Genomic DNA, 20804 nt, shown 5'->3' with positions numbered 1-20804 from the left:
GCAGTTTACCCTAATTCGTACGCTGTTCCGCGGGAACGGCTGTCGGCGCTGCGACTGGCGGCAGTACTGGCCGGCGCCACTGCGGCAAGCCAATCAACACCACAGCGCTGATGATCACCAGCATCGCCAGCGCCTCTTCGATACCAATAGTCTCGCCAACAAACACGATCCCGAGCAACACCGCTACCGCCGGGTTGACGTAGGCATAACTGGTCGCCGCCGCCGGGCGCACGTGCTTGAGCAGGTACATGTAGGAATTGAAGGCGATGATCGAGCCGAAGAAAATCAGATACGCCAGCGCCAGCCATCCTTCAATCGGCGGCAGCGCTTGCAGGCGTTCGCCGCTCAGCGCACTGCCGATCAGCAGCACCACACCGCCAACCAGCATTTCCACGGCACTGGCCATCGCCCCCTGCGGCAGCGGCAGATGCCGGCTCCACACCGAACCGAAAGCCCAGGCCGCCGCAGCAAAAATCAGCAACGCGGCACCCAGCGGACTCGATTGCAGGTTCGAGCCCATGTTGAGCATGGCGATGCCGACAATGCCTAAACCCACCCCGGCCCACTCGAGACGAGTATTACGTGCGCCCCAGAAATAGCCGAAGAGCAAGGTGAACAACGGCACCGTCGCCACCGCCAACGCCGCCACGCCCGAAGCCACCCCCGAGTGCTCGGCCACACTCACCGCACCGTTACCGAAGCTGAGCAGCAAAATCCCGATGATCCCCGCCGCTTTCCACTGCGCCCACGTCGGCGCCGGCGCACCGCGCCAGCGCAGGAACCCGTACATCAACGCGCCGGCAATCACGAAGCGCACGCCGCCGAGCATCAGCGGCGGCCAGTATTCGACGCCAATGCGGATCACCAGATAGGTCGATCCCCAAATCACGTACAACGCAAAAAACGCGGCGATCAGCGGCAAGGAAAAACGGCGCAGGGCAGACATGAGCAACTCGACAGTCAGAGTCAGGAGACTGGATATTCTAGAAAGGCCAGCAGGCAAAAATAAGCTACAAAACCTGTTTATCGCGCCGGTACACTTTGGAAATCACGGAGATCGACCGCGATTCGACAGTGGCGAAGTTCTGGGTTAGCGAGACATCGATTGTGTTGTCGAGCGCCATCGAAAAGCGCGTGCCGCTGGGGCACATCGAAGGCAACGGCAAGTAGAGTTCTCCTGTAGGAGCTGCCGCAGGCTGCGATCTTTTGATCTTGCTTTTAAAAACAAGATCAAAAGATCGCAGCCTCGTTTCACTCGACAGCTCCTACAGGGAAGCTACTGCGATTGAGGGATCAGCGATAGCGTTGCAGGTGCTCACCGACTTTCGCGGCGGGGACTTTCTGCAATTTGCACAGCAGATCATGAGAAAGCTCTCTGACCCCATGCTTGTGGCGCAACTCTCCAGCCAGATGCGCCATCAAGTTCGCCGCCATCTCCGCATCAGCCATCGCCCGGTGAGCCTGACCGGTGTGTGGCAGGCGGGCGAACGTGGTGAGGGTGCCGAGTTTGTGATTCGGCGCGGCCGGCATCAAGCGGCGAGCCAACAGTAGCGAACAGGCGAAGTTTTGCAGGCGCGTGCGCTTGATCCGCCCCAACTCAAAGTCCCAGAACTTCTGGTCGAACGAAGCGTTGTGCGCGACCAGTGGCGTGCAGCCGACAAACTCGTTGACCTCGTTCATCACCTGCTCTGCCGGTGGCGCGGTGCGCAGCATGGCGTTGCTGATGCCGGTCAGTTGTTCGATGAACGCGGGGACGCGCACACCGGCGTTCATCAGGCTCTGGTAACGCTCGACTATGCGGCCGTTTTCCAGCATGACCACGGCGATTTCCGTGGCGCGACAGCTGCTGTTTGGCGAGAGGCCAGTGGTTTCAAAGTCGATGACTGCAATGCGTTCCAAACCGGGTTCAACTCCGTACAAATCAATTCTTCAGTAACCGCTCAATTCTTCAGTAGCAGTGCGCCTTCGATCGGCACGTAACGGCTGGCGGCGCGGATCAGCGAGTTGGCGGTGAGGCCGGGAACACCGTAAGCGACCGCTTGCACCCCGTGTTTGCTGATGATGCGCTCCAGCAGCATGTCGAAATCGCCATCACCGGACGCCAGCACAACTTCGTCGACGTGGTCGGCGGCGTCCATGATGTCGAGGGTGATGCCCACGTCCCAGTCGCCCTTGGCCGAGCCGTCGCTGCGCTGGATGTACGGCTTGAGCTTCACGATGAAGCCGAGGTTGCGCAGGATCTGCTGGAACTGCTGCTGCTTGCTGTCGCCACGGTCGATCGCGTAGGCGTAGGCCTCGACGATCTGCCCGTCCTTGCTGATGTCTGCCCACAGCGCCGCGTAGTTGAAGTGGCAACCATAGGCCTGACGCACGGTGTAGTAGAGGTTCTGCACGTCGGCGAACACTGCGATTTTTTTCACCGGAGTTCCTGTGAGCGCACAAGCGCACGAAGCGGGATCAGGCGCCAGGCCCGAAAATGGCGCTCAGTATGCCAGCCAAGAGGAAGGTTCAGCGAATAATCACCGGCAGGCGCCAAGGTAGCACTGACGAGTGGTGACCTGTGGCGAGGGGATTTATCCCCGTTGGGGCGCGCAGCGGCCCCCTGAAAAACGGGGCTGCTTCGCAGCCCAACGGGGATAAATCCCCTCGCCACAGGGTCGGTGTCACATTCGAAAGGGTGGATTAGACAAAGGAATCGTCGTCATCGAAGAACGATGAATTGTCATCGCTGTAGTCGGCATCGGAAACGCCACTCTGGTCGTTACCGGCCATGCGCTGGTCATCGCCCCAACCGCTGTTGCTCTGATCTGCAACCTGCGCTGGCTCTTCCTTGATCACTTCAACAATTTCTTCCGGCTGCTGATTGTGATGAAACAGGCTGCTGATGCCCTGCGCCAGCATCACGCCACCGGCCACGCCAGCGGCGGTTTTCAATGCGCCACCGAGAAAGCTGTTGCCTGCCGCCGGAGCCGCTTGTTGCGCGTAGTTAGGCGACTGTGCGCCGAAGCCCTGTTGCGGCGCGGGCGCATTGAAGTTCTGCTGCGGTGCCGGTTCACGCCAGCCACCGGTGGATGCCGGGGTGCTCTGGGCCGGTGCCGGACGCGAATTGCCGCCGCCAAAGATGCTCGATAGAAAACCACCGCCACCGCTCGGCGTCGGCGCCGCACCTTGGGCCTTGGCCGATTGCAGTTCGGCCTGCAACTGCTGGACTTGCCGGGTCAGTTGCTTGTTCTGTTCGTCGAGGCTCTTGAGCGCTGCCTCTTGCACCAGAATCGCCTGGGTCATGAAATAACCTGCCGCCGGTTGGCGTGTCAGGTGTTCCTTGATCCGCGTCTCGGCCTGGGCGTCGCGCGGGGCTGCTTCCGTTTCGGCCTGTTGCAGCCGGGAAAACAATCCATCGATCAGGGTTTGCTCTTCGCTGTTCATGGCGACCTCGTAGATTGCCGGGGAAAACATTGCCCTCGTCCACACTGGACGGGGTGCTCACCTGTAATGGCGACGGTGACAGGATGTTTCAACGACCTTTACCGAATGTTTACGTTTGTGCCGCGCCGCACATCATCGGTTAAAGTGAGCCACTGTTTTCGACCTGCGATACCGACTGATGAATGCCTTCGAAGTGCTGCGCGACTCTCTGTATTTTTTCAAACGCCATTTGGTCAGCATCGTGCAGCTGTGCCTGCCGCTGGTGATCGTCGAAGCCATTTTGCAACAGGTGGTCGATCGCGCCACCGGGCCGGAGAGCTTTGCGGCGAGCAGCATCATCGTCGGCCTGGTGATTTATCCGTTGTATACCGCCGCGCTGATTCTGTTTCTCGATGCCCGCAGCCGTGGCGAGTCGCCGCGCAACCGCGACCTGCTGGCGATGGCAGCCACCCTGTGGCCACGCTTCGCCTTGCTCACGGCGCTGAATACCTTGCTGATCCTGTTGGGCATTTCGCTGTACTTCCTGCCGGGTCTGATCCTCATGGTGATGCTGGCGTTCGGCGAATACCTGCTGGTCCTGCGCGGCCTCAATCCATTGCACGCCATGAAAGAAAGCCTGCGCCTGACCCGTGGGCATTTCTGGCGAATCCTGCTGTGCATTCTCTGTGTGATGACACCGCTGTGGCTGCTCAAAGGGGCGAGCCTGGCGGTTTATCCAGAGCCGCAAAACCCGGTGATCGCCGTCCTGATCGACAGTGCCCACAGCTTCCTGCAACTGTTCACCAGCGTGGTGCTGTTTCGCCTGTTCATGCTGATCAGCGAATCGCCTGACAAACGTAGCGGCGCGGTCTGACTGCTTTGGCCTTGGGCGACGGGCGCGCACTCGGGTATGCTCGGGGCCACTTTCTGTAACGCTATAAGCCGAGCCATGACCCGTCTGCTGCGCTACACCCTGTTGCTTGTTGTGCTCGCCATCGCGCTGATCGGCGTGCTGTTGTTCAGCCTGACCTGGCGCCCCGACACCCGGGAAAACCTGCCGATCAGTTGCACCGGCACCCCGCCGACACTGGTGCCCGGGCAAGCGCTGAAAGTCATGACCTGGAACGTGCAGTACCTGGCCGGCAAGCGTTACGTATTCTGGAATGATCTGGCCCAGGGCAACGACGAAGCGCCGACCCTGGAAGACATGGCCTTCAGTCTCGATGAAGTGGCGCGGGTGATCCGCGACGAGCAACCCGATGTGGTGCTGTTGCAGGAACTGGATGACGGCGCCAAGGCCAGCGACTATCAGGATCAGCTCAAGCTGTTGCAGGAGCGGGTCGCCGATCTGTATCCGTGCAGCGTCAGCACTTTCGACTGGAAAGCCGACTTCGTCCCCGAACCCCACATCTTTGGCAGCGTCGGCCGGCAACTGGCGACCCTGAGCCGCTACCGCATCGAACATGCCGAACGCCTGCAATTGCCGGTGGCTTCGAGCAATTTCATCAGCCGCCAGTTTCAGCCCAAAAACGCCCTGCTTGCGACCCGTCTGCCGCTCAGCGATGGCGGGCAACTGACCGTATTCAATACGCATCTGGAACGACCCGGCCAACCGAATGACACCTTGCAGGCGCAGGTGACGGCCGTGGCCAAGGTACTCGACAAGTATGAAAGCCAAGGCTTGCCGTGGCTGATCGGCGGCGACTTCAACCTGCTGCCCCTCGGCCAATATCGCCGTTTGCCCGCCGAGCAGCGCACGCCCTACGCCGCCGACAGCGAGTTACATCTGCTGTGGGACAAATACCCGATGATCCCGAACAACAACGAAGCCAGCGGCATCAATCGCGCCCAGTGGCTGACGCACTACCCCAACGATCCCGGCCTCAACGGCCCGGATCGCACGGTCGACTATCTGTTCTACAGCCCGAAGATCAAACGGGTCGAAGCGATGGTGCGCCAGGACGATACCTTGCGCATTTCCGATCACTTGCCAGTGATCGCCCGCTTCCTGCTCCCGTCCACCCCATAGCAACGGCATTGCTCCAGCGGCCCTCGAATTTACAACATGGAAGACGCATGAAAATCTTGTTGATGTGCAAGGACATCGGCGGTTATGCCCGTAAATTGGCTGACCATCTGAGGAAGGATAACGACGTGTGCTTCATTGATACGTCGGCGATGGCCAACACGTTCGATCGAGCCCCCAAGATCATCCGTCGCCCGCTCAAGCGTTGGGCCCAGTTGCGCCAGGTCAAACGCGCCATAGGTGCAGGCGGTCGATTCGACGTTGCCCTCATCATCAACCCGGCGCAAATCGATCCGAAGCAGTTAGCGGCGGGATTCAGTGCCAGCGACCGCAAAATTGCCTACCTTTACGACAGCTTCAGCCGCTGGCCGATGACTCGCGAAGAGCTGGCCAGTTATGACGAGGTGTTTTCATTCGACCCGGAGAATGCCAAAAGTCACGGTCTGAAAAAACTGCACAATTTCATTTACGACGATTATGTTGCCGACGGTGCGCCCGGGGATTATTCGGCGTTTGTGGTGATGGCCGGCAAGGACCGGGTGCCGGCACTTGAAGGTCTGGCGAAGGCGTTCGATCGCCTCGGTATTACCGATTACAGGTTTCTGGTGCAGTGCAAACCGATCCCGGGGGCTCATCCGGGCATTACGTTTTTCGAGCAGCGAATGTCGCTGGAATCGGTGGGCGAGTTGGTAAAACGCTCGCGGATCATTCTGGACATTTCCAAGCCGGGTCAGACCGGTTTGAGCTTTCGCTTTTTCGAAGCCATGGCCTCGCGAAAAAAGGTCATCACGACCAACAAAAGCGTTGTCGATTACGACTTCTACAATCCGGCGAACATTCTGGTCATCGACGAAAACAGCCCGGTGATTCCGGAGCATTTCATCACAACCCCGTACGTGGACATCCCTGCACCCATCTATGAGAAATACACGCTGCAGGGTTGGGTGAAGACGGTTTTCTCGCAGCAATGAATGTGTGGCCAACTCACATCCTGTAGGAGCTGCCGCAGGCTGCGATCTTTTGATCTTGAAAGACAACATCAAAAGATCGCAGCCTGCGGCAGCTCCTACACGGACGGGGTACAGCGCTGTTCGAGCGATGAATTACGGGCTGCAATCTTTTGTTCTTCAGGTGCCACGAGGTTTGGCCCGGGCAGTGGCCTCGGCCACCAACGGATCATCCGGCCAATAATGCTTGGGATACCGTCCCTTCAAATCCTTCTTCACTTCGGCATAAGTGCTGCGCCAGAAGTTGGCCAGATCCTGCGTCACCTGCACCGGACGCCGCGCGGGTGACAGCAGATGCAGCTTGACCACTTGCCTGCCGCCAGCGATTCGCGGGGTTTCGGCCAGCCCGAACAACTCCTGCAGACGCACCGCCAGAATCGGCGGAAACTCGCTGTAATCCAAACGAATCGACGAACCCGACGGCACGCTCAGATGATGCGGCGCCAGCTCATCCAGCCGTTGCGGCAGCGGCCACGGCAGCAGATTGCGGACGATGCTCGACAGATCCAGATTGGCGAAATGACTGAGCCGCGAGACTTTGCCCAGATACGGCATAAGCCAGTGTTCAAGGGATTTCATCAGCGCGGCATCGCTGACGTCCGGCCATTGGCTTGCGTCTTGAGTCTGCAGATCCAGCTGCCGCAGCAGGGCGACACGCGCCTGCCACTGGCGCAGTTCCGGAGTCCACGGCAGCAACTCAAGCCCCTTGCGCCGCACCAGATTGACCAGAGCCTGACTGCGCGCGCTTTCATCGAGACCGGTCAACGGTTCGCGGCTGAGAATCAGCTCACCGACCTTGCGCTGACGCTCGGCGCGCAATACACCTTCGCACTCGTCCCAGTCCAGTTGATCGACGCACTGTACCTGCTCGGCCAGCACCGATTCGAACAGCGCCGGATCAAAATCCGCCGCCAGATAAATCCGTTCTTCGCGCTGGCCCTGACGGCTGCCGAGGTCGGCGATGACGATCCACGGCTCTTTCATCAGGCTGTCGGCTTCGGCGAACAGCGCGGCGCGACCATTGGCCAAACGATATTCGGCGCCACCAGCGCGGCGCTGTTGGGCGACACGGTCTGGATAGGCCAGCGCCAGCAAAGCGCCAAGCCAGCGCGGATGATCCGGATCGTCGACCGGTTCACTCGCCTTACCGCGCAGGTAACCGCGATATTGCCGCGCCAGTTGCCGCGCACGCTGCACGCCGCCCTGCGCCCCACGGGTTGCGCGCTCTTCGCCCGAAAGCAGAACCAGTCGGCTGTGCAGGTCGGCCCCGGCGCCGCGCAAGATATCGCGCTCGCCCAGCAGCGCGGCGACATCGCAAGCCATCGTCGCCAGCCCCAACGCCTGACCGCGCAGCAATAAGTGGCCGATACGCGGATGCGCCGGCAATTCGGCCATGGCCTGACCGTGCGCAGTCAGCGCCTCGCCGTCCAGCGCACCCAGACGCTGCAACAAATCCTGCGCCTGTGCATAAGCCGCTGCCGGCGGCACGTCGAGCCAGACCAGTTCGCCCGGCGTCACGCCCCAGCGCCCCAGTTGCAACGCAAGGCTGGCCAGATCTGCCGAAAGTATTTCCGCACTGCCGTATGCCGCCAATTGCTCGTGTTGATCCTGCGACCACAAGCGATAACAAACGCCCGGCTCCAGTCGCCCTGCCCGGCCCGCGCGCTGGGTGGCGCTGGCCTTGGAGATGCGTTGGGTGTCGAGTCGGGTCATGCCGCTGCCCGGATCGAAACGCGGTACCCGCGCCAGCCCGGCATCGATCACCACGCGCACGCCGTTGATGGTCAAACTGGTTTCGGCGATGTTGGTCGCCAGTACCACTTTGCGCTGACCGGGCGGAGCCGGATCGATGGCGGCTCTTTGTGCGTTCAGATCAAGCTCACCGTGTAACGGACAGAGCAACACGTCGCTGCGCGCGCCGATGGCGTCGCTCAGTTGCTGATGGACTCGACGGATTTCCGCCTGCCCCGGCAGAAACACCAACACGCTGCCGGTTTCATCATTGATTGCTTCGAGCACCGTCTGCGTCACGCGTTGATCAATGTATTCGCCGGGCTGAAACGGCCGGCCCCAGCGCATTGTCACCGGGTACATGCGGCCTTCGCTGCGCAGGATCGGCGCGTCGTCGAGCAAACCGGCCAGGCGCTCGCCTTCCAGCGTTGCGGACATCAGCAAAATCTTCAGCGGCTGTTCAGCGCGAAACAGCTCTCGACCGTTCAGACTTAATGCCAGCGCCAGATCGGCGTCGAGGCTGCGTTCGTGGAATTCGTCGAAGATCAGCAGACCCACGCCTTCCAGCGCCGGGTCGTCCTGCAAGCGGCGGGTGAGAATGCCTTCGGTGACCACTTCGATGCGGGTATTGGGGCCAACCTTGCTGTCGAGGCGGATGCGATATCCGACGGTTTCGCCGACCTTCTCGCCCAACTCGCTGGCCAGTCGTTCCGCTGCGGCACGCGCCGCCAGACGACGCGGCTCAAGCATGAGGATGGTTTGGCCATTGAGCCAGGCCTCATTAAGCAAGGCCAAGGGCACGCGGGTGGTTTTACCGGCGCCCGGCGGTGCTTCGAGCACGGCTTCGTGGCGTGTCGCCAACGCTTCACGCAGGGCGGGTAAAACTTCATCGATCGGCAAAGAAATCATGCTGGCTCCCCAGGGCGTGCCCACAGTAAATTGCGAGTCGCGTTAAAGCTGTGAGCGTGCCAGTCAAGGCGCGGGACGCAGGTAAGGGTCGTTTCCTTGCCAAGTCCCGCAACGCAGCATGGTGCGCTCACAGCTTTAGCCCGGAGGGCCGAACCCCGACAGGATTCATTAGCCTTCACGCGGTGTCGATCTGGAGAAAACAACTTCAATCCTCAACATATTTCGGTAGGGGTGAGACGAGGCCGCAATTTACTGTGGGCACGCCCTGCCAGCGGCGAGTATAACGGCGAACTGCTTGGCGTTCGTCAGGGTCTTAACTTCACACGACGACGCTTCGTTATTAGATGACTCAGGAGATATTTCCCATGCGTTTACCTTTTCGCCTGATCGGCGGCGTGCTGGTCGCCACCCTGCTCACTCAAATCACCGCGTGCGGCTCGATTTTCTATCCGGATCGTCGCGGCCAGATCGACGGCAAGATTGATCCGGCGATTGCCGTGCTCGATGCCGTCGGGCTGCTGTTCTACGTGATCCCCGGGCTGATCGCATTTGCTGTCGACTTCGCCACTGGCGCGATCTATTTCGAACCGGGCCATACCGCACAGATCGATCCGGCCAAGCTCAAGCAAGCCGTCGGCCCGGACGGTCAGGTCGATAATCAAAAGTTGCAGGCTATTCTCGAAACGGAACTGGGGCGCAACTTCCCGCTGGACGATCCACGCCTGATCCAGCACAAGGGCAGCACTCAGCAACTGGCGATGTTCGGCCTGCAACCTGCCGCATAAGGAATCACCCTGCCCATGACCTCCAGCCCCGAACACGCCCGCCTGCTGCGGCTGGCCACCCGCGCGTCGGTGGCGGTGGCCTGTACGCTGATCGTCGCCAAAGCCATCGCTTGGTGGCTGAGCGGTTCGGTGAGCATGCTCGCCGGTCTCACCGACTCGACGCTGGATGGCATCACTTCGTTGCTCAATCTGCTTGCGGTGCATTACGCGTTGCGACCAGCGGATGACGATCACCGCTATGGCCACGGCAAGGCTGAGTCGCTGGCCGGCATGGCGCAGGCGCTGTTCATTGGTGGCAGTGCGGTGTTGATCGCATTTCAGGCTTATGAGCGGTTGACCAATCCGCAGCCGCTTGGCGCGCCATGGCTGAGCATTGGCGTGATCGTGTTTTCCCTGCTGCTGACGCTGGCGTTGCTGGTGTTGCAACATCGGGTGATCAAGGCGACCGGCTCCAACGCCGTGCGCGCCGACTCGCTGCACTACCGCTCGGACATGCTGCTAAACGGCAGCATTCTGATTGCGCTGGTGCTGGCCGGGTTTGGTTTTGAGCAACTGGATGCGTGGTTCGGCCTGGGGATTGCTGCCTACATCCTGTGGAGCGCGGTGCAGATCGCCCGAGAAAGTTTCTCAGTGTTGATGGACGAGGAACTGCCGACCGACGTCAGCCAGCACATGCTCGAACTGGCGTGCAGTGTGCCGGGAGTGCTGGGCGCGCATGACTTGCGCACGCGAATCTCGGGCAACCACTGGTTTGTGCAGTTGCATCTGGAATTGCCGGGGGAGCTGACGTTGTCCGTCGCGCACGGCATCAGCGATCAGGCCGCCGATGCCATTCACAAAGCCTACCCGCGAGCCGAAGTGCTGGTGCACGCCGACCCGCAGGAAGTAGTGCTGGCCGCCAGGGCTCAGTAGCTGACCTGATAACCGCGACTGCTCAGGCAATTACCCTGAGCCTGACGGTAGGCCTGAACCACCTCGGGCGCCGGTTGATACGTCGCGGTGCGCGGATCGAAACCGCTTTGCTGCACCGCGAACTGATAACACTGGTATCCGTCCTGCTGCACCTGCTGCGGCGACTGTCCATTGGCCGGATAGGCCTCGACGTCGTAGCCTTGGGATTGCGGCTGTTGCTGCTGCACGGGCGGCGCGACCACGATGTAATCCTGCGTGGCCTCCTGATACGCGTAGTACGAACCGGCAGCGAGAAACAGCAGCGACCCACCGACCCACACTTCACGGGCGTAGTCCGGTAAGTACTGCGTGCGAATCCCGCGCGGCGGTTGCACGACGATGTAGCGCGGGCCTTGCGGGCGATACCAGTAGCCGCCGGAATAGAAGTAGTCCTGACCGCGATACGGCACGCGATAGTCACGATCCGGGAAGCGATCGATCACATGCCCCGGCCGATATTGCGGGCCGGGACCCCAACCATTGCCGTGACCGTCCGGACGTCCGGGCCAGCGGTGGTCGTCGGGCCGATTGCCGGTCTGCCAATGCTGGTTGTTGTAGCCGTTTTGCGGACGCTCATCGCGGTAGTAACCCTGACGCGGTTCCTGGGTCTGGCGCACGGCGTCGGGGCGCGGCTGGATCGGCAGGCTGTTGGCCGGTAACTGCGGCGGTGGAGGAGGCTGGCGCACCGGATTGGGGTTGTAGGCCGGGCGGTTCTGGCCGTTGTTTTGCTGACTGTTGTGCTCGAACTGGCGGCTGTTGTCGCCACGAATGATCTCGTTGTTCTGCGGGCGCGGCTGATTCTGCTGCTGCGGATTGTTCTGCCCACGCGGCTGATGGTCGCCGCCATGGCCCTGATTATTGCCCTGATGCTCCGGCCCGCGGCCGCCGCCATCCGGGCCACGATTTTGCGGCTCATCGGCCAGTGCCTGCGCACTGATATTCATACACAGCAAACCAACACCGGCCAGCTGCCAGATGCGCGACTTCATGAAATTCCTCACTGCGGCTCAGAGCCCTGAATTGGAGTGGCCTGTAGCTAAGACCGGGGAAACACACACCGGGTTCTGCAACAGGTTATCAGTCACGCAACTTATTTATTGAGCGGCGCAGCAGTAAATCGCGCACAAGAAAAAAGGGAGACCCGTCGGCCTCCCTTTAGAGAACTTCGTCCTGGCTCGACGCTTTTGACGTCGGCTCACCTCACGCCGTCTTGTGGACAGTGCGTAGCTCGGGGGCCGGCCCAACCCCGGTGGGGGTGGCGGCCGCGGCAGGCCTGATTGGGCGGGCCGCGTGGACTGTGTTACCGAGCAGTGATTCTGGTGATAAGAATAAGCCGGAGGCTGCGACAGAGGATTGCGAAGATTGCTCAAATAAACATCACTTGCGCAATTTTTCACCCTGGATAGATAATCCTCCGCAATAGTTACAACCAAGGACAGATTGATGAGCAAACTCGACCGTTACGACCTGAGCATTTTGGCGGAATTGCAACGCGACGCCCGCATCTCCAACCAGGAGTTGGCCGAGCGCATCGGTCTGTCACCCTCCCCTTGCTCGCGCCGGGTCAAACAGCTGGAAGACGACGGCTACATCTCGCGTCAGGTGGCGCTACTGGACCGCAAGATGCTCGGCCTGAGCCTGACGGCTTACGTGCTGATCGGCATGGACCGGCACACGCCAGAGCGTTTCGAGAATTTCGAAGCGGCGATTCGCACATTGCCGCAGGTGTTGGAGTGCAGCCTGGTGACGGGGGTGGATGCTGATTACCAGTTGAAAGTGGTGGTACCGGATATGGACCACTATCAGAAGCTGTTGCTCGGTCACCTCACCCGCATCGATGGCGTAACAAGCGTTCGCTCAAGCTTTGTGCTGAATCAGGTGTTGAACAGCACCGAACTGCCGCTGACTCATCTGCGTAGCTGAAATCTCTCCCTGTAGGAGCTGCCGAAGGTTCGGGCCGCGTTCGGACGATCTTTTGATCTTGATCTTAAAAACAGAATCAAAAGATCGCAGCCTTCGGCAGCTCCTACAGGGGGGAGCGGTGGTTGAAGAGGGGTGGCACACAGACGCAGGTCAATACTTCACCAATCGCCCATGGCGTATAATCGCCGCCGCCCTTTACCCCCGCCCCGCGCCGGAGATGTCCGATGGATCCTGCACTACTCGAAGAGTGGATGATGACCGGTCTGGTCAGCATCCTGATCATTTTCATGGGTTTCATCGTCTGGGATCTGGCGAAGAAGTCCAAGGCCGGTCGCTTCGGCTCGCTCATTCTGTTCTTCGTGCTGGGCCTGGGTGTGGCCGCGTTCATCATCAAGAGCGTGGTGATCGGCCTGATCGAATCCGGCGCTTTATAAGCGCGCCGGCACCTCCGTCCACTGGCCCTGATCGAGACCGTCGATCGTCCAGTCACCAATCCTGACCCGCACCAACCGCAGCGTCGGCAGCCCAACCGCGGCAGTCATGCGCCGTACCTGACGGTTGCGCCCCTCGCGAATCACCAATTCCAGCCAACTCGTCGGCACGCTTTTGCGAAAGCGCACGGGCGGGTTGCGTGGCCACAGCTCAGGCTCGTCCAATTGCCGCGCCTCGGCGGGCAAGGTCATGCCGTCATTCAACTCGACGCCATCACGCAGACGCTGCAACTGCTCGTCCGTTGGCTCGCCTTCGACCTGCACCCAATAGGTTTTCGCCAGTTTGTGTTTCGGGTCTGCGATCCGCGCCTGTAACTGGCCGTCATTGGTCAGCAGCAGCAAACCTTCGCTGTCACGGTCCAGACGCCCGGCCGGGTAGATGCCCGGCACGTCGATGTAATCCTTGAGCGTCGCCCGCCCTTCACCGTCGCTGAATTGTGTCAGCACATCGAACGGTTTGTTGAACAGGATCAGCTTCGGCTCGGCCGGCGGCGCCTTGGCGACACGGCGAGGAGCAGAAGACGGAGGCTTCACGCCGGGGCGGCGGGAAGGTGGACGCGGGGGACGGGACATAGCGAAAAGAACATCTAACGGTCAGGGCTGCCAATGCTAGTAGCCTGACCGTTAAATGACCATCAACAAATCAGCGGAATGGCGGTTCGTCGAAGCTGCGCAGTTTGCGCGAGTGCAGCGAATTGAGTTCGGTGCGCAGCAGATCGACCGCTTCGATGCCGATCTTCAAGTGCTGGCTGACCGCGCGTTCGTAGAAGGCGTTGGCCGAACCCGGCAGCTTGATTTCACTGTGCAGCGGTTTGTCCGAAACGCACAGCAACGTGCCGTACGGCACTCGCAAGCGATAACCCTGCGCAGCAATCGTGCCGCTTTCCATGTCCACTGCCACCGCGCGGGACAGGTTGATCAACGGTCGCTCCTGAGCCCAACGCAGCTCCCAGTTACGGTCGTCGTAAGTCAATACGGTACCGGTGCGCAGGCGTTTCTTCAGATCATCGCCCTTCTCGCCCGTGACATTGGCTGCCGCTTGTTGCAGCGCCATTTGCACTTCGGCCAGTGCCGGGATCGGGATGTTCGGCGGCACCACGCGATCGAGAATACCGTCGCGACGCATATAAGCGTGGGCCAGCACGTAATCGCCGATGGTCTGCGACTGACGCAGGCCGCCGCAGTGACCGATCATCAGCCAGCAATGCGGACGCAGCACCGCCAAATGGTCAGTGATGTTCTTGGCATTGGACGGGCCGACACCGATATTGACCAGGGTCACGCCGTGGCCATCGCTGGCGATCAGGTGATAGGCCGGCATCTGGTAGCGGTGCCAGACCACACCGGCAGCAATTGCCGAGGCTTCGCCGTGATCCATGCTCTTTTCGATAATCACGTTGCCCGGCAGCACCATGCGCACGAAACGCGGGTCGCTGCGCAATTGCTCCAGACCATGGACGATGAACTGGTCGACGTAACGGTGATAGTTGGTCAGCAGGATCCACGGCTGCACATGACGCCAGTCGCTGCCGGTGTAATGCACCAGACGGCGCAGCGAGAAATCCACACGCGCCGCATCAAACAGCGCCAATGGCAGCGGATCGGTGTTTTCCCAATCGTAGAGGCCGTCGGCGATGCCATCGGTGGCGGCAGACAAATCGGTACTCGGGAACACGCGCGCCAGCACCGCTGCCGTCACGCCGGAGCCGGCCAGTTCGTCGCCCTGCTCGACCACGTACGGATACGGAATGTTTTGCTGGCTGACGCCGACTTCCACGGTCACGGTGAAGTCATGCATCAACGGCACAAGTTGTTCGAGCAGGTATTTGCGAAAGGCCGCCGGGTGGGTGACGGTGACGCTGTAGGTGCCCGGCAGTTGCACCTTGGCGTAGGCGCGGGTGGTCTGCGGGACTTCGCCCTGGCAGTGATAGGTCAGACGCAGTTCGGGATAACGAAACTGGGCACGCTGCTCGGCGTCGGGCTCGACGCGATCCTTGAGGTACCGCTTGAGCGCCGAATTCAGCGCAGAGGTGGCCCGCTCATGCAGCTCGGCCAGACGATCCACGGCTTGTTCGGCGGTTTGAACGACAATAAACGCTTCGGTCACGATCAGCTTCCTGTGTTCTGACTTGCAGAGCTTCATCTTGCCTGCATCGTGGCGCGACGGGAACAGTGGCATGTTGGCAACCGCACAATATGTGCGACTCCCACGCCCCCTGTAGGAGCTGCCGAAGGCTGCGATCTTTTGATCTTGCCTCTAAAGATCAAAAGATCGCAGCCTTCGGCAGCTCCTACAGGAGATTTATGTAATTAGAAAATCCGGGGGGTCGAGCGGGCGACGATGGCTTCGACGTCCAGCCCACGCGGCAGCGCGCCGTAAACTCGCCCACCACCACTCAGACGACTGGCAATAAATGCATCACTGACCGTCGAATTCCCCGCCTCCAGCAACAGTTTGGCCTGAAGCCCCAGCGCAATATCCTCAGTCAACTGCCGCGCCCGGTATTGAATGTCACTCGTGTCCTTGAACTGCGCCTGCAACTGCTGAATATGCGCGGCCAGACGTTTATCGCCATGGCCGTCACCGAGTTCGCTGAACAACACATCCAGCACGCCCGGCTCTTTCGACAAGGCACGCAACACGTCGAGGCACTGCACGTTGCCCGAACCTTCCCACGTCGAGTTGACCGGCGCCTCGCGATACAGCCGTGGCAGGATGCTGTCTTCGACATAACCCGCACCGCCCATGCATTCGGCGGCTTCGTTGATCATGGCCGGCGCACGTTTGCAGATCCAGTATTTGCCCACCGCCGTCACCAACCGGGCGAATTGCGCTTCGTGGCGATCATCCAGATGATCGAGCGCTTTGCCCATGCGCAGGCTCAGGGCCAGCGCGGCTTCGCTTTCCAGCGCCAGATCGGCCAGCACGTTCTGCATCAACGGCTGTTCGCTGAGCAGTTTGCCGCCGACCATGCGGTGCGCGCAGTGATGGCTGGCCTGGGTCAGCGCCTGACGCATCAGCGCGCTGGAGCCGACCATGCAATCGAAACGGGTCATGGCCACCATCTCGATGATGGTCGGCACGCCGCGCCCCTCTTCGCCGACCATCCACGCCAGCGCCCCGCGAAATTCCACTTCGCTGGAGGCATTGGACTGGTTGCCGAGTTTGTTTTTCAGGCGCTGGATGTAGAACTGATTGCGCGTGTCATCGGGACGATGGCGCGGCAGCAGAAAACAGGTCAGGCCTTTGTCGGTCTGCGCCAGCGTGAGAAACGCATCGCACATCGGCGCCGAGCAGAACCACTTGTGCCCGACCAGTTCATAGGCCTCGCCCGGCCCGCTGGCACCGACCGGATAGGCTTTGGTGGTATTGGCGCGCACGTCGGTGCCGCCCTGTTTCTCGGTCATCGCCATGCCGATGGTGACCCCGGCCTTGTGCGCCATGCCGACATTGCGCGGGTCGTATTCGGTGGCGAGGATTTTCGGCAGCCATTGCTCGGCCAGGTTCGGCTGCAAACGCAGGGCCGGAACGCTGGCGAACGTCATGGTCAACGGGCAGCCACTGCCGGCCTCGGCCTGGCTGTGCAGGTAACTCATGGAGGCCCGGGCAACGTGAGCGCCGTCCTGCGGGTGCGCCCATGGCAAGGACGTCAGGCCATGCTCGATGGCCGTGCGCATCAGCTCGTGATAAGCGGGATGGAATTCAACCAGATCGATGCGATGACCGTAGCGGTCATGGCTCGCGAATACCGGTTTGTTTTGATTGGCGAGGAACCCGGCTTCCATCAGCGGCCCGCCCGCGAGAGCACCGTAGGCATCAATTCGCGATTCGGCCCAACCGGCGCCAAACCGGCGCGACCACTCCTGCAACGGCAGATCAATGCGGTACAGGTTGCTGCCGTCCAGCGACGGCGGCTGGTTGGTGACTTCGTGGGTTTCGGCGAACTGATGCAGGTTCATGACGGGTTCCTTCTTCAGCGAGAAGGTCAGTTAAGCACCGCCCCCACGCCGAACAAAGTGTCATATCCGCCGTTTTTGCGGCGCTTTTACCCTATCAACAGCAGAGCACGCGCCGCTCCAGCGCCGCCTGCAAATCTTCGAATTTCACTGGTTTGTTCAGGTAATCGATCACCGCGCCAGGGCTGCACATCTCGCGGTCGGCACTCAGCGCCAGCATGAACACCGGCAAATGCGCGCAACCCGGCAACGCGTGGATCTGGCAGCACAATGCCGCGCCGTCATGAGCAGGCAACTGGCAATCGATCAGCACCGCGTCGAAGCTTTCGCGCCGCAGGTAATCGAGCGCTGCCGAAGCATTGTCGGCGGTGCGCACGCGGAAACCGAGCTTGAGCAGCATGCCGCGCATCACCAGTTGATTGACGCTGTTGTTATCGACCAGCAGCACCGTGCAGTCCTGTGGTGCGCGTATGCAATCGCGGGCAGGCGTCGCTATTGGCGCAGGTTCGACCACCGGCAGTTCGAACTCCACGTCCAGTTGAAAGCGGCTGCCACTTCCCGGCTCGGAACGGTGGGTGAGCTTGCCGCCGAGCAACTCCACCAATTGTCGGCAAATCGCCAGCCCGACGCCCAGCCCGCCGTACTCACGGGTCATTGAGCCGTCGAGCTGGAAGAAGCGCTGATACATCGTCGCCTCGCCCAGATCGGTGAAGCCGATGCCGGTGTCGATCACCGCAAACGACAGTGCCATACGATTGTCCGTCGACGGTTTGCCGGTAACGCGCAGCGCCAGACCGCCCACGCGGGTGAACTTGATCGCGTTATCCAGCAAGCATTCCAGACATTGCGCCAGTTTCGTGCTGTCGCCGTTCAGGCGATCCGGCAGGGTCGGCAGCACGTCGACCTTGAAGTCCAGCGACTTGCTCGCCGCATTACTTTCAAATTGCAGGCGTAATGCCTCGACCACGCCGCGCAGGCTGAAAGTGCCCGGTGTCGCCTTGAGCTTGCCGGCCTGCAACTCGGTGAGGGTGAGGATGCCGTTGACCATGCGCATCATGTCCCGGGCAGAACTGGCGGCAGTTTGCTGGTATTGCTCAAGTTCCGGGTCCAGGTCGACGGTCTGCATCAGTTCCAGCGAGCCGATGACACCGTTCATCGGCGTGCGCAGTTCGTGGGTCAGGGTTGCGAGGAATTCATCCTTGAGCTTGTTGCTGTGGGCGAGTTGCTGGTTGAGGACTTCGAGTTTCTGCCCGGCATCGAACAGAGTCTGCGCCTGTTGCTCGCGCATCGCGTTGATGCGGTCGGCCAGCGCCAGCGACAAAAGCGCCACCTCGATGGCCGAGCCGATCTGGCTGGCGTACATGGTCAGGAATACGTTCGGCAGCAAACCGAGCACCATCAGCGTGTTGACGATGCCGCCGAGCAAGAATGCCGACCAGGCGATGATGAAGTAGCGCGCCACCCGCAGGCCGCGGCACCAGGCCAGAATCCCGGCGGCGAAAATCACCACGGTGAAGGTCAGCGCCAACGTTGTTGCCAGGCGCAAGGCCAAGGCGTAACTGGCCATCAACGACAGACCGACCACCAGCGCACCGAATGCGATCAAGGCGATCAGCAAGCGGTCGAGCCAGCGGCTGTGCATCTTGGTCTGCAAAAAGCTGCGGGCGAACTGGCTGCCGAACAGCCCCGCGCAACCGATGAAGAACGGTGTGGCGGCGTTGGCCCACCACGGATTGTTCGGCCAGAAATACTCGACCGCCGCGCCATTCACCGACAGTTGATAGAGACCGAACGAGGCAATATAGAAGATGTAATAGAGGTAACTGGTGTCTCGCACGCTCAGGTAAATGAACAGGTTGTAGACCACCATCCCCAGCAGCACGCCATAAATGATGCCCAGCACGTACAGACGCACCGGCTGATCTTCGAGGTACGCAGTGCTCGACCACAATGTCACCGGCGCCTGGATCGAACCTTCGCTGGCGAGTCGCAGGTACACGGTCTGCTGTTGATCGGGCGCGAACGTCAGGTCGAACAGATAGTTGTTCTGGCGGATCTCACGACTGGCGAACGGCAAGGCATCGCCGGTTTGCCTGATCAGGCGAAAGTCGCCATGGGCGTCGGGCAGATACAGGTCGAGATGGTCGAGCGGCGGATACGCCAACTCCAGCAGCCAGGTGCGCTGGGCGGCCGGATTGCTCGGGCGGTAATGCAGGTCGATCTTCAGCCAGAACGCCGAGCGGGAGTACCCGGCATTGAGCGTGGCTTTGTCGTGAGCTATGAAATTGCCGGCAGCGGCCTGCGCACGGACATCGGCAATGCTCGCCTGACCGCTCGGGTCTTCGAACACTTGCAGTGACCGGCCCAGAGGGAGGCTCTGGGTGAATTCGTCGAACTCGACAGCGCTCGCCATGAGGGGCAAGCAGAACAGCAACATCAGCAGATAGCGCATTGAAGCCCCAGCGTGGCTCGTCCGGTTGTGTCAGGAAGCCCCCCCATTCCTTTTGAGTAGACGTAAAACCGGTATTACCTGTTATTGGTTTGGATCCAGACTAGCATAGCCGTTGATGGCCATTGAGCACCATCGGAATTTTTCCTACAAAGGCTCTAGAACGGGCGTTCTAGAGCAAAGCACCGCGCTAGAGCTGTTGGGTTGGTCAGGTAGATCAAAAGATCGTCCGAACGCGGCCCGAGCCTTGGGCAGCCCCTACACTGGAATGCGTTCCCTGTAGGAGCTGCCCAAGGCTGCGATCTTTTGATCTTGCTACGCCAGCCACACCCGAAAATCAGCTTTGGTGGTAAGCTCGCGCACCATGAATATCTACAGCTCCCGCCCCGTTGTCCTCTGTCTCTCCGGCCACGACCCCAGTGGTGGCGCCGGCTTGCAGGCAGATATCGAAGCCCTGCTCGCGCAGGGTTGCCATGCGGCTCCGGCCGTCACCGCCCTGACCGTGCAAGACACCGTCAACGTCACTGACTTCCGCGTCCTCGACCGTGAGTGGGTGTTGGCCCAGGCCAATGCCGTGCTCAACGACTCCGAAGTCGCTGCGGTCAAACTGGGCATGCTCGGTTCGCTGGAAATGGTCGACACCGTTGTCGAACTGCTGTCCGCGCACCCGCACTTGCCGGTGGTCTGCGACCCGGTGCTGCGCGCCGGCGGCGGCGGACGTCTGGGCAAGGACGAAGTCGGCTATGCGATGCGCGAGCGTCTGCTGCCACTGTCGATCATTGCCACCCCCAACCTTCCCGAAGCACGCATCCTCGCCGAACTGCCCGAAGGCACCGCGGACGAGTGCGCTGAAAAACTTCTGCCATTCGTCAAGAACCTGCTGATTACCGGTGGCCACGGCGACGAAACTGAAATCCACAATCGCCTGTACAGCCGCGACGGCCTGCGTGAAACCTTTTACTGCCAGCGTTTGCCGGGCAGTTATCACGGTTCTGGCTGCACCCTCGCCAGTGCCTTGGCCGGTCGCCTGGCGCAAGGTGAAAACCTCGCCAGCGCCGTGCGCAGTGCACTGGATTACACCTGGCGCACCCTGCGCGATGCCGAACAACTGGGCAAAGGCCAGTTCGTCCCGCGTCGCCTGCCGCTGGATTTCTGCTCGTAACGTCGTGA

At 60.8% G+C, this 20804-nt stretch carries 18 protein-coding genes and 1 pseudogene; 9 read left to right on the top strand and 10 right to left on the bottom strand.

The window, feature by feature from the left end; genetic code table 11:
* Nucleotides 1-10 precede the first annotated feature (10 nt).
* Nucleotides 11-946 (bottom strand): drug/metabolite exporter YedA, encoded by a 936-nt coding sequence (yedA, locus tag ICA15_RS24425; RefSeq protein ID WP_150602148.1) that lies wholly within the window; start codon nucleotides 944-946, stop codon nucleotides 11-13.
* Nucleotides 947-1074: 128 nt separating this feature from the next.
* On the opposite strand from yedA, the pseudogene ICA15_RS24420 reads away from it, so the two are divergent.
* A pseudogene (locus ICA15_RS24420) lies at nucleotides 1075-1170 on the top strand (Lrp/AsnC family transcriptional regulator); the annotation flags it as partial.
* Between the two features lie 123 nt (nucleotides 1171-1293).
* Here the strand turns inward: ICA15_RS24420 and ICA15_RS24415 are convergent.
* The 3 genes from ICA15_RS24415 to ICA15_RS24405 form a co-directional block, all read right to left on the bottom strand.
* On the bottom strand, nucleotides 1294-1899 hold the full coding sequence (locus tag ICA15_RS24415) for a PolC-type DNA polymerase III (RefSeq protein ID WP_210554867.1): 606 nt from the start codon (nucleotides 1897-1899) through the stop codon (nucleotides 1294-1296).
* A 41-nt stretch (nucleotides 1900-1940) separates the two neighbouring features.
* Nucleotides 1941-2420 (bottom strand): NYN domain-containing protein, encoded by a 480-nt coding sequence (locus ICA15_RS24410; RefSeq protein WP_042561201.1) that lies wholly within the window; start codon nucleotides 2418-2420, stop codon nucleotides 1941-1943.
* A 262-nt stretch (nucleotides 2421-2682) separates the two neighbouring features.
* Nucleotides 2683-3426, bottom strand: a complete 744-nt coding sequence (locus tag ICA15_RS24405) for a DUF2076 domain-containing protein (protein WP_150602250.1) — start codon at nucleotides 3424-3426, stop codon at nucleotides 2683-2685.
* 178 nt (nucleotides 3427-3604) lie between these two features.
* On the opposite strand from ICA15_RS24405, the gene ICA15_RS24400 reads away from it, so the two are divergent.
* The 3 genes from ICA15_RS24400 (at nucleotide 3605) to ICA15_RS24390 (ending at nucleotide 6402) form a co-directional block, all read left to right on the top strand.
* Nucleotides 3605-4279, top strand: a complete 675-nt coding sequence (locus tag ICA15_RS24400; protein ID WP_150617325.1) for a YciC family protein — start codon at nucleotides 3605-3607, stop codon at nucleotides 4277-4279.
* A 75-nt stretch (nucleotides 4280-4354) separates the two neighbouring features.
* A complete protein-coding gene (locus ICA15_RS24395) occupies nucleotides 4355-5434 on the top strand; it encodes an endonuclease/exonuclease/phosphatase family protein (protein WP_210554866.1) in 1080 nt (359 codons plus the stop codon).
* A 47-nt stretch (nucleotides 5435-5481) separates the two neighbouring features.
* Nucleotides 5482-6402, top strand: coding sequence for a hypothetical protein (locus ICA15_RS24390; RefSeq protein ID WP_210554865.1), 921 nt, complete (start codon nucleotides 5482-5484; stop codon nucleotides 6400-6402).
* A 156-nt stretch (nucleotides 6403-6558) separates the two neighbouring features.
* Here the strand turns inward: ICA15_RS24390 and hrpB are convergent, their stop codons facing one another.
* On the bottom strand, nucleotides 6559-9078 hold the full coding sequence (gene hrpB, locus ICA15_RS24385) for an ATP-dependent helicase HrpB (protein WP_210554864.1): 2520 nt from the start codon (nucleotides 9076-9078) through the stop codon (nucleotides 6559-6561).
* A gap of 365 nt (nucleotides 9079-9443) precedes the next feature.
* Between hrpB and ICA15_RS24380 the strand changes: the two genes are divergently transcribed.
* Entirely contained in the window at nucleotides 9444-9863 is a 420-nt protein-coding gene (locus ICA15_RS24380) for a polyribonucleotide nucleotidyltransferase (protein WP_150602142.1), read from the top strand.
* A gap of 15 nt (nucleotides 9864-9878) precedes the next feature.
* Nucleotides 9879-10775, top strand: coding sequence for a cation diffusion facilitator family transporter (locus ICA15_RS24375; RefSeq protein WP_150617321.1), 897 nt, complete (start codon nucleotides 9879-9881; stop codon nucleotides 10773-10775).
* On the opposite strand, the gene ICA15_RS24370 is transcribed toward ICA15_RS24375, so the two are convergent.
* The gene (locus ICA15_RS24370; RefSeq protein ID WP_210554863.1) at nucleotides 10769-11803 is read right to left on the bottom strand and encodes a DUF6515 family protein; all 1035 of its coding nucleotides are present in this window, start codon (nucleotides 11801-11803) and stop codon (nucleotides 10769-10771) included. The genes ICA15_RS24375 and ICA15_RS24370 overlap by 7 nt on opposite strands.
* 454 nt (nucleotides 11804-12257) lie before the next feature.
* Here ICA15_RS24370 and ICA15_RS24365 point away from each other — a divergent pair, with 454 nt between their 5' ends.
* Both ICA15_RS24365 and ICA15_RS24360 read left to right on the top strand, forming a co-directional pair.
* Complete coding sequence (locus ICA15_RS24365) at nucleotides 12258-12737, top strand: Lrp/AsnC family transcriptional regulator (RefSeq protein WP_042561225.1); 480 nt, start codon at nucleotides 12258-12260, stop codon at nucleotides 12735-12737.
* A gap of 224 nt (nucleotides 12738-12961) precedes the next feature.
* Nucleotides 12962-13171: a DUF2788 domain-containing protein gene (locus ICA15_RS24360; RefSeq protein ID WP_042561226.1), complete on the top strand. Its 210-nt coding sequence runs from the start codon at nucleotides 12962-12964 to the stop codon at nucleotides 13169-13171.
* Here the strand turns inward: ICA15_RS24360 and ICA15_RS24355 are convergent.
* The 4 genes from ICA15_RS24355 to ICA15_RS24340 all read right to left on the bottom strand — a co-directional run bounded on the left by ICA15_RS24355 (nucleotide 13166) and on the right by ICA15_RS24340 (nucleotide 19637).
* Nucleotides 13166-13801 carry a pseudouridine synthase gene (locus tag ICA15_RS24355; protein WP_224450916.1) on the bottom strand — a complete coding sequence of 212 codons (636 nt, stop codon included), beginning with the start codon at nucleotides 13799-13801 and terminating at the stop codon, nucleotides 13166-13168. The two genes, ICA15_RS24360 and ICA15_RS24355, sit on opposite strands and share 6 nt — an antisense overlap.
* Before the next feature lie 70 nt (nucleotides 13802-13871).
* Nucleotides 13872-15371 carry an AMP nucleosidase gene (gene amn, locus ICA15_RS24350; RefSeq protein ID WP_191626408.1) on the bottom strand — a complete coding sequence of 500 codons (1500 nt, stop codon included), beginning with the start codon at nucleotides 15369-15371 and terminating at the stop codon, nucleotides 13872-13874.
* A 167-nt stretch (nucleotides 15372-15538) separates the two neighbouring features.
* Nucleotides 15539-17188, bottom strand: a complete 1650-nt coding sequence (locus ICA15_RS24345; protein WP_210554862.1) for an acyl-CoA dehydrogenase family protein — start codon at nucleotides 17186-17188, stop codon at nucleotides 15539-15541.
* Between the two features lie 94 nt (nucleotides 17189-17282).
* On the bottom strand, nucleotides 17283-19637 hold the full coding sequence (locus ICA15_RS24340) for a hybrid sensor histidine kinase/response regulator (RefSeq protein ID WP_210554861.1): 2355 nt from the start codon (nucleotides 19635-19637) through the stop codon (nucleotides 17283-17285).
* A 361-nt stretch (nucleotides 19638-19998) separates the two neighbouring features.
* Here ICA15_RS24340 and ICA15_RS24335 point away from each other — a divergent pair, with 361 nt between their 5' ends.
* On the top strand, nucleotides 19999-20796 hold the full coding sequence (locus ICA15_RS24335; RefSeq protein WP_047303578.1) for a hydroxymethylpyrimidine/phosphomethylpyrimidine kinase: 798 nt from the start codon (nucleotides 19999-20001) through the stop codon (nucleotides 20794-20796).
* The last annotated feature ends 8 nt before the right edge of the window (nucleotides 20797-20804 follow it).

Source organism: Pseudomonas sp. P116 (assembly GCF_020149425.1).
GTDB classification, from domain to species: Bacteria; Pseudomonadota; Gammaproteobacteria; order Pseudomonadales; family Pseudomonadaceae; genus Aquipseudomonas; species Aquipseudomonas anatoliensis.
This window is presented reverse-complemented; position numbering and strand designations above follow the sequence as displayed.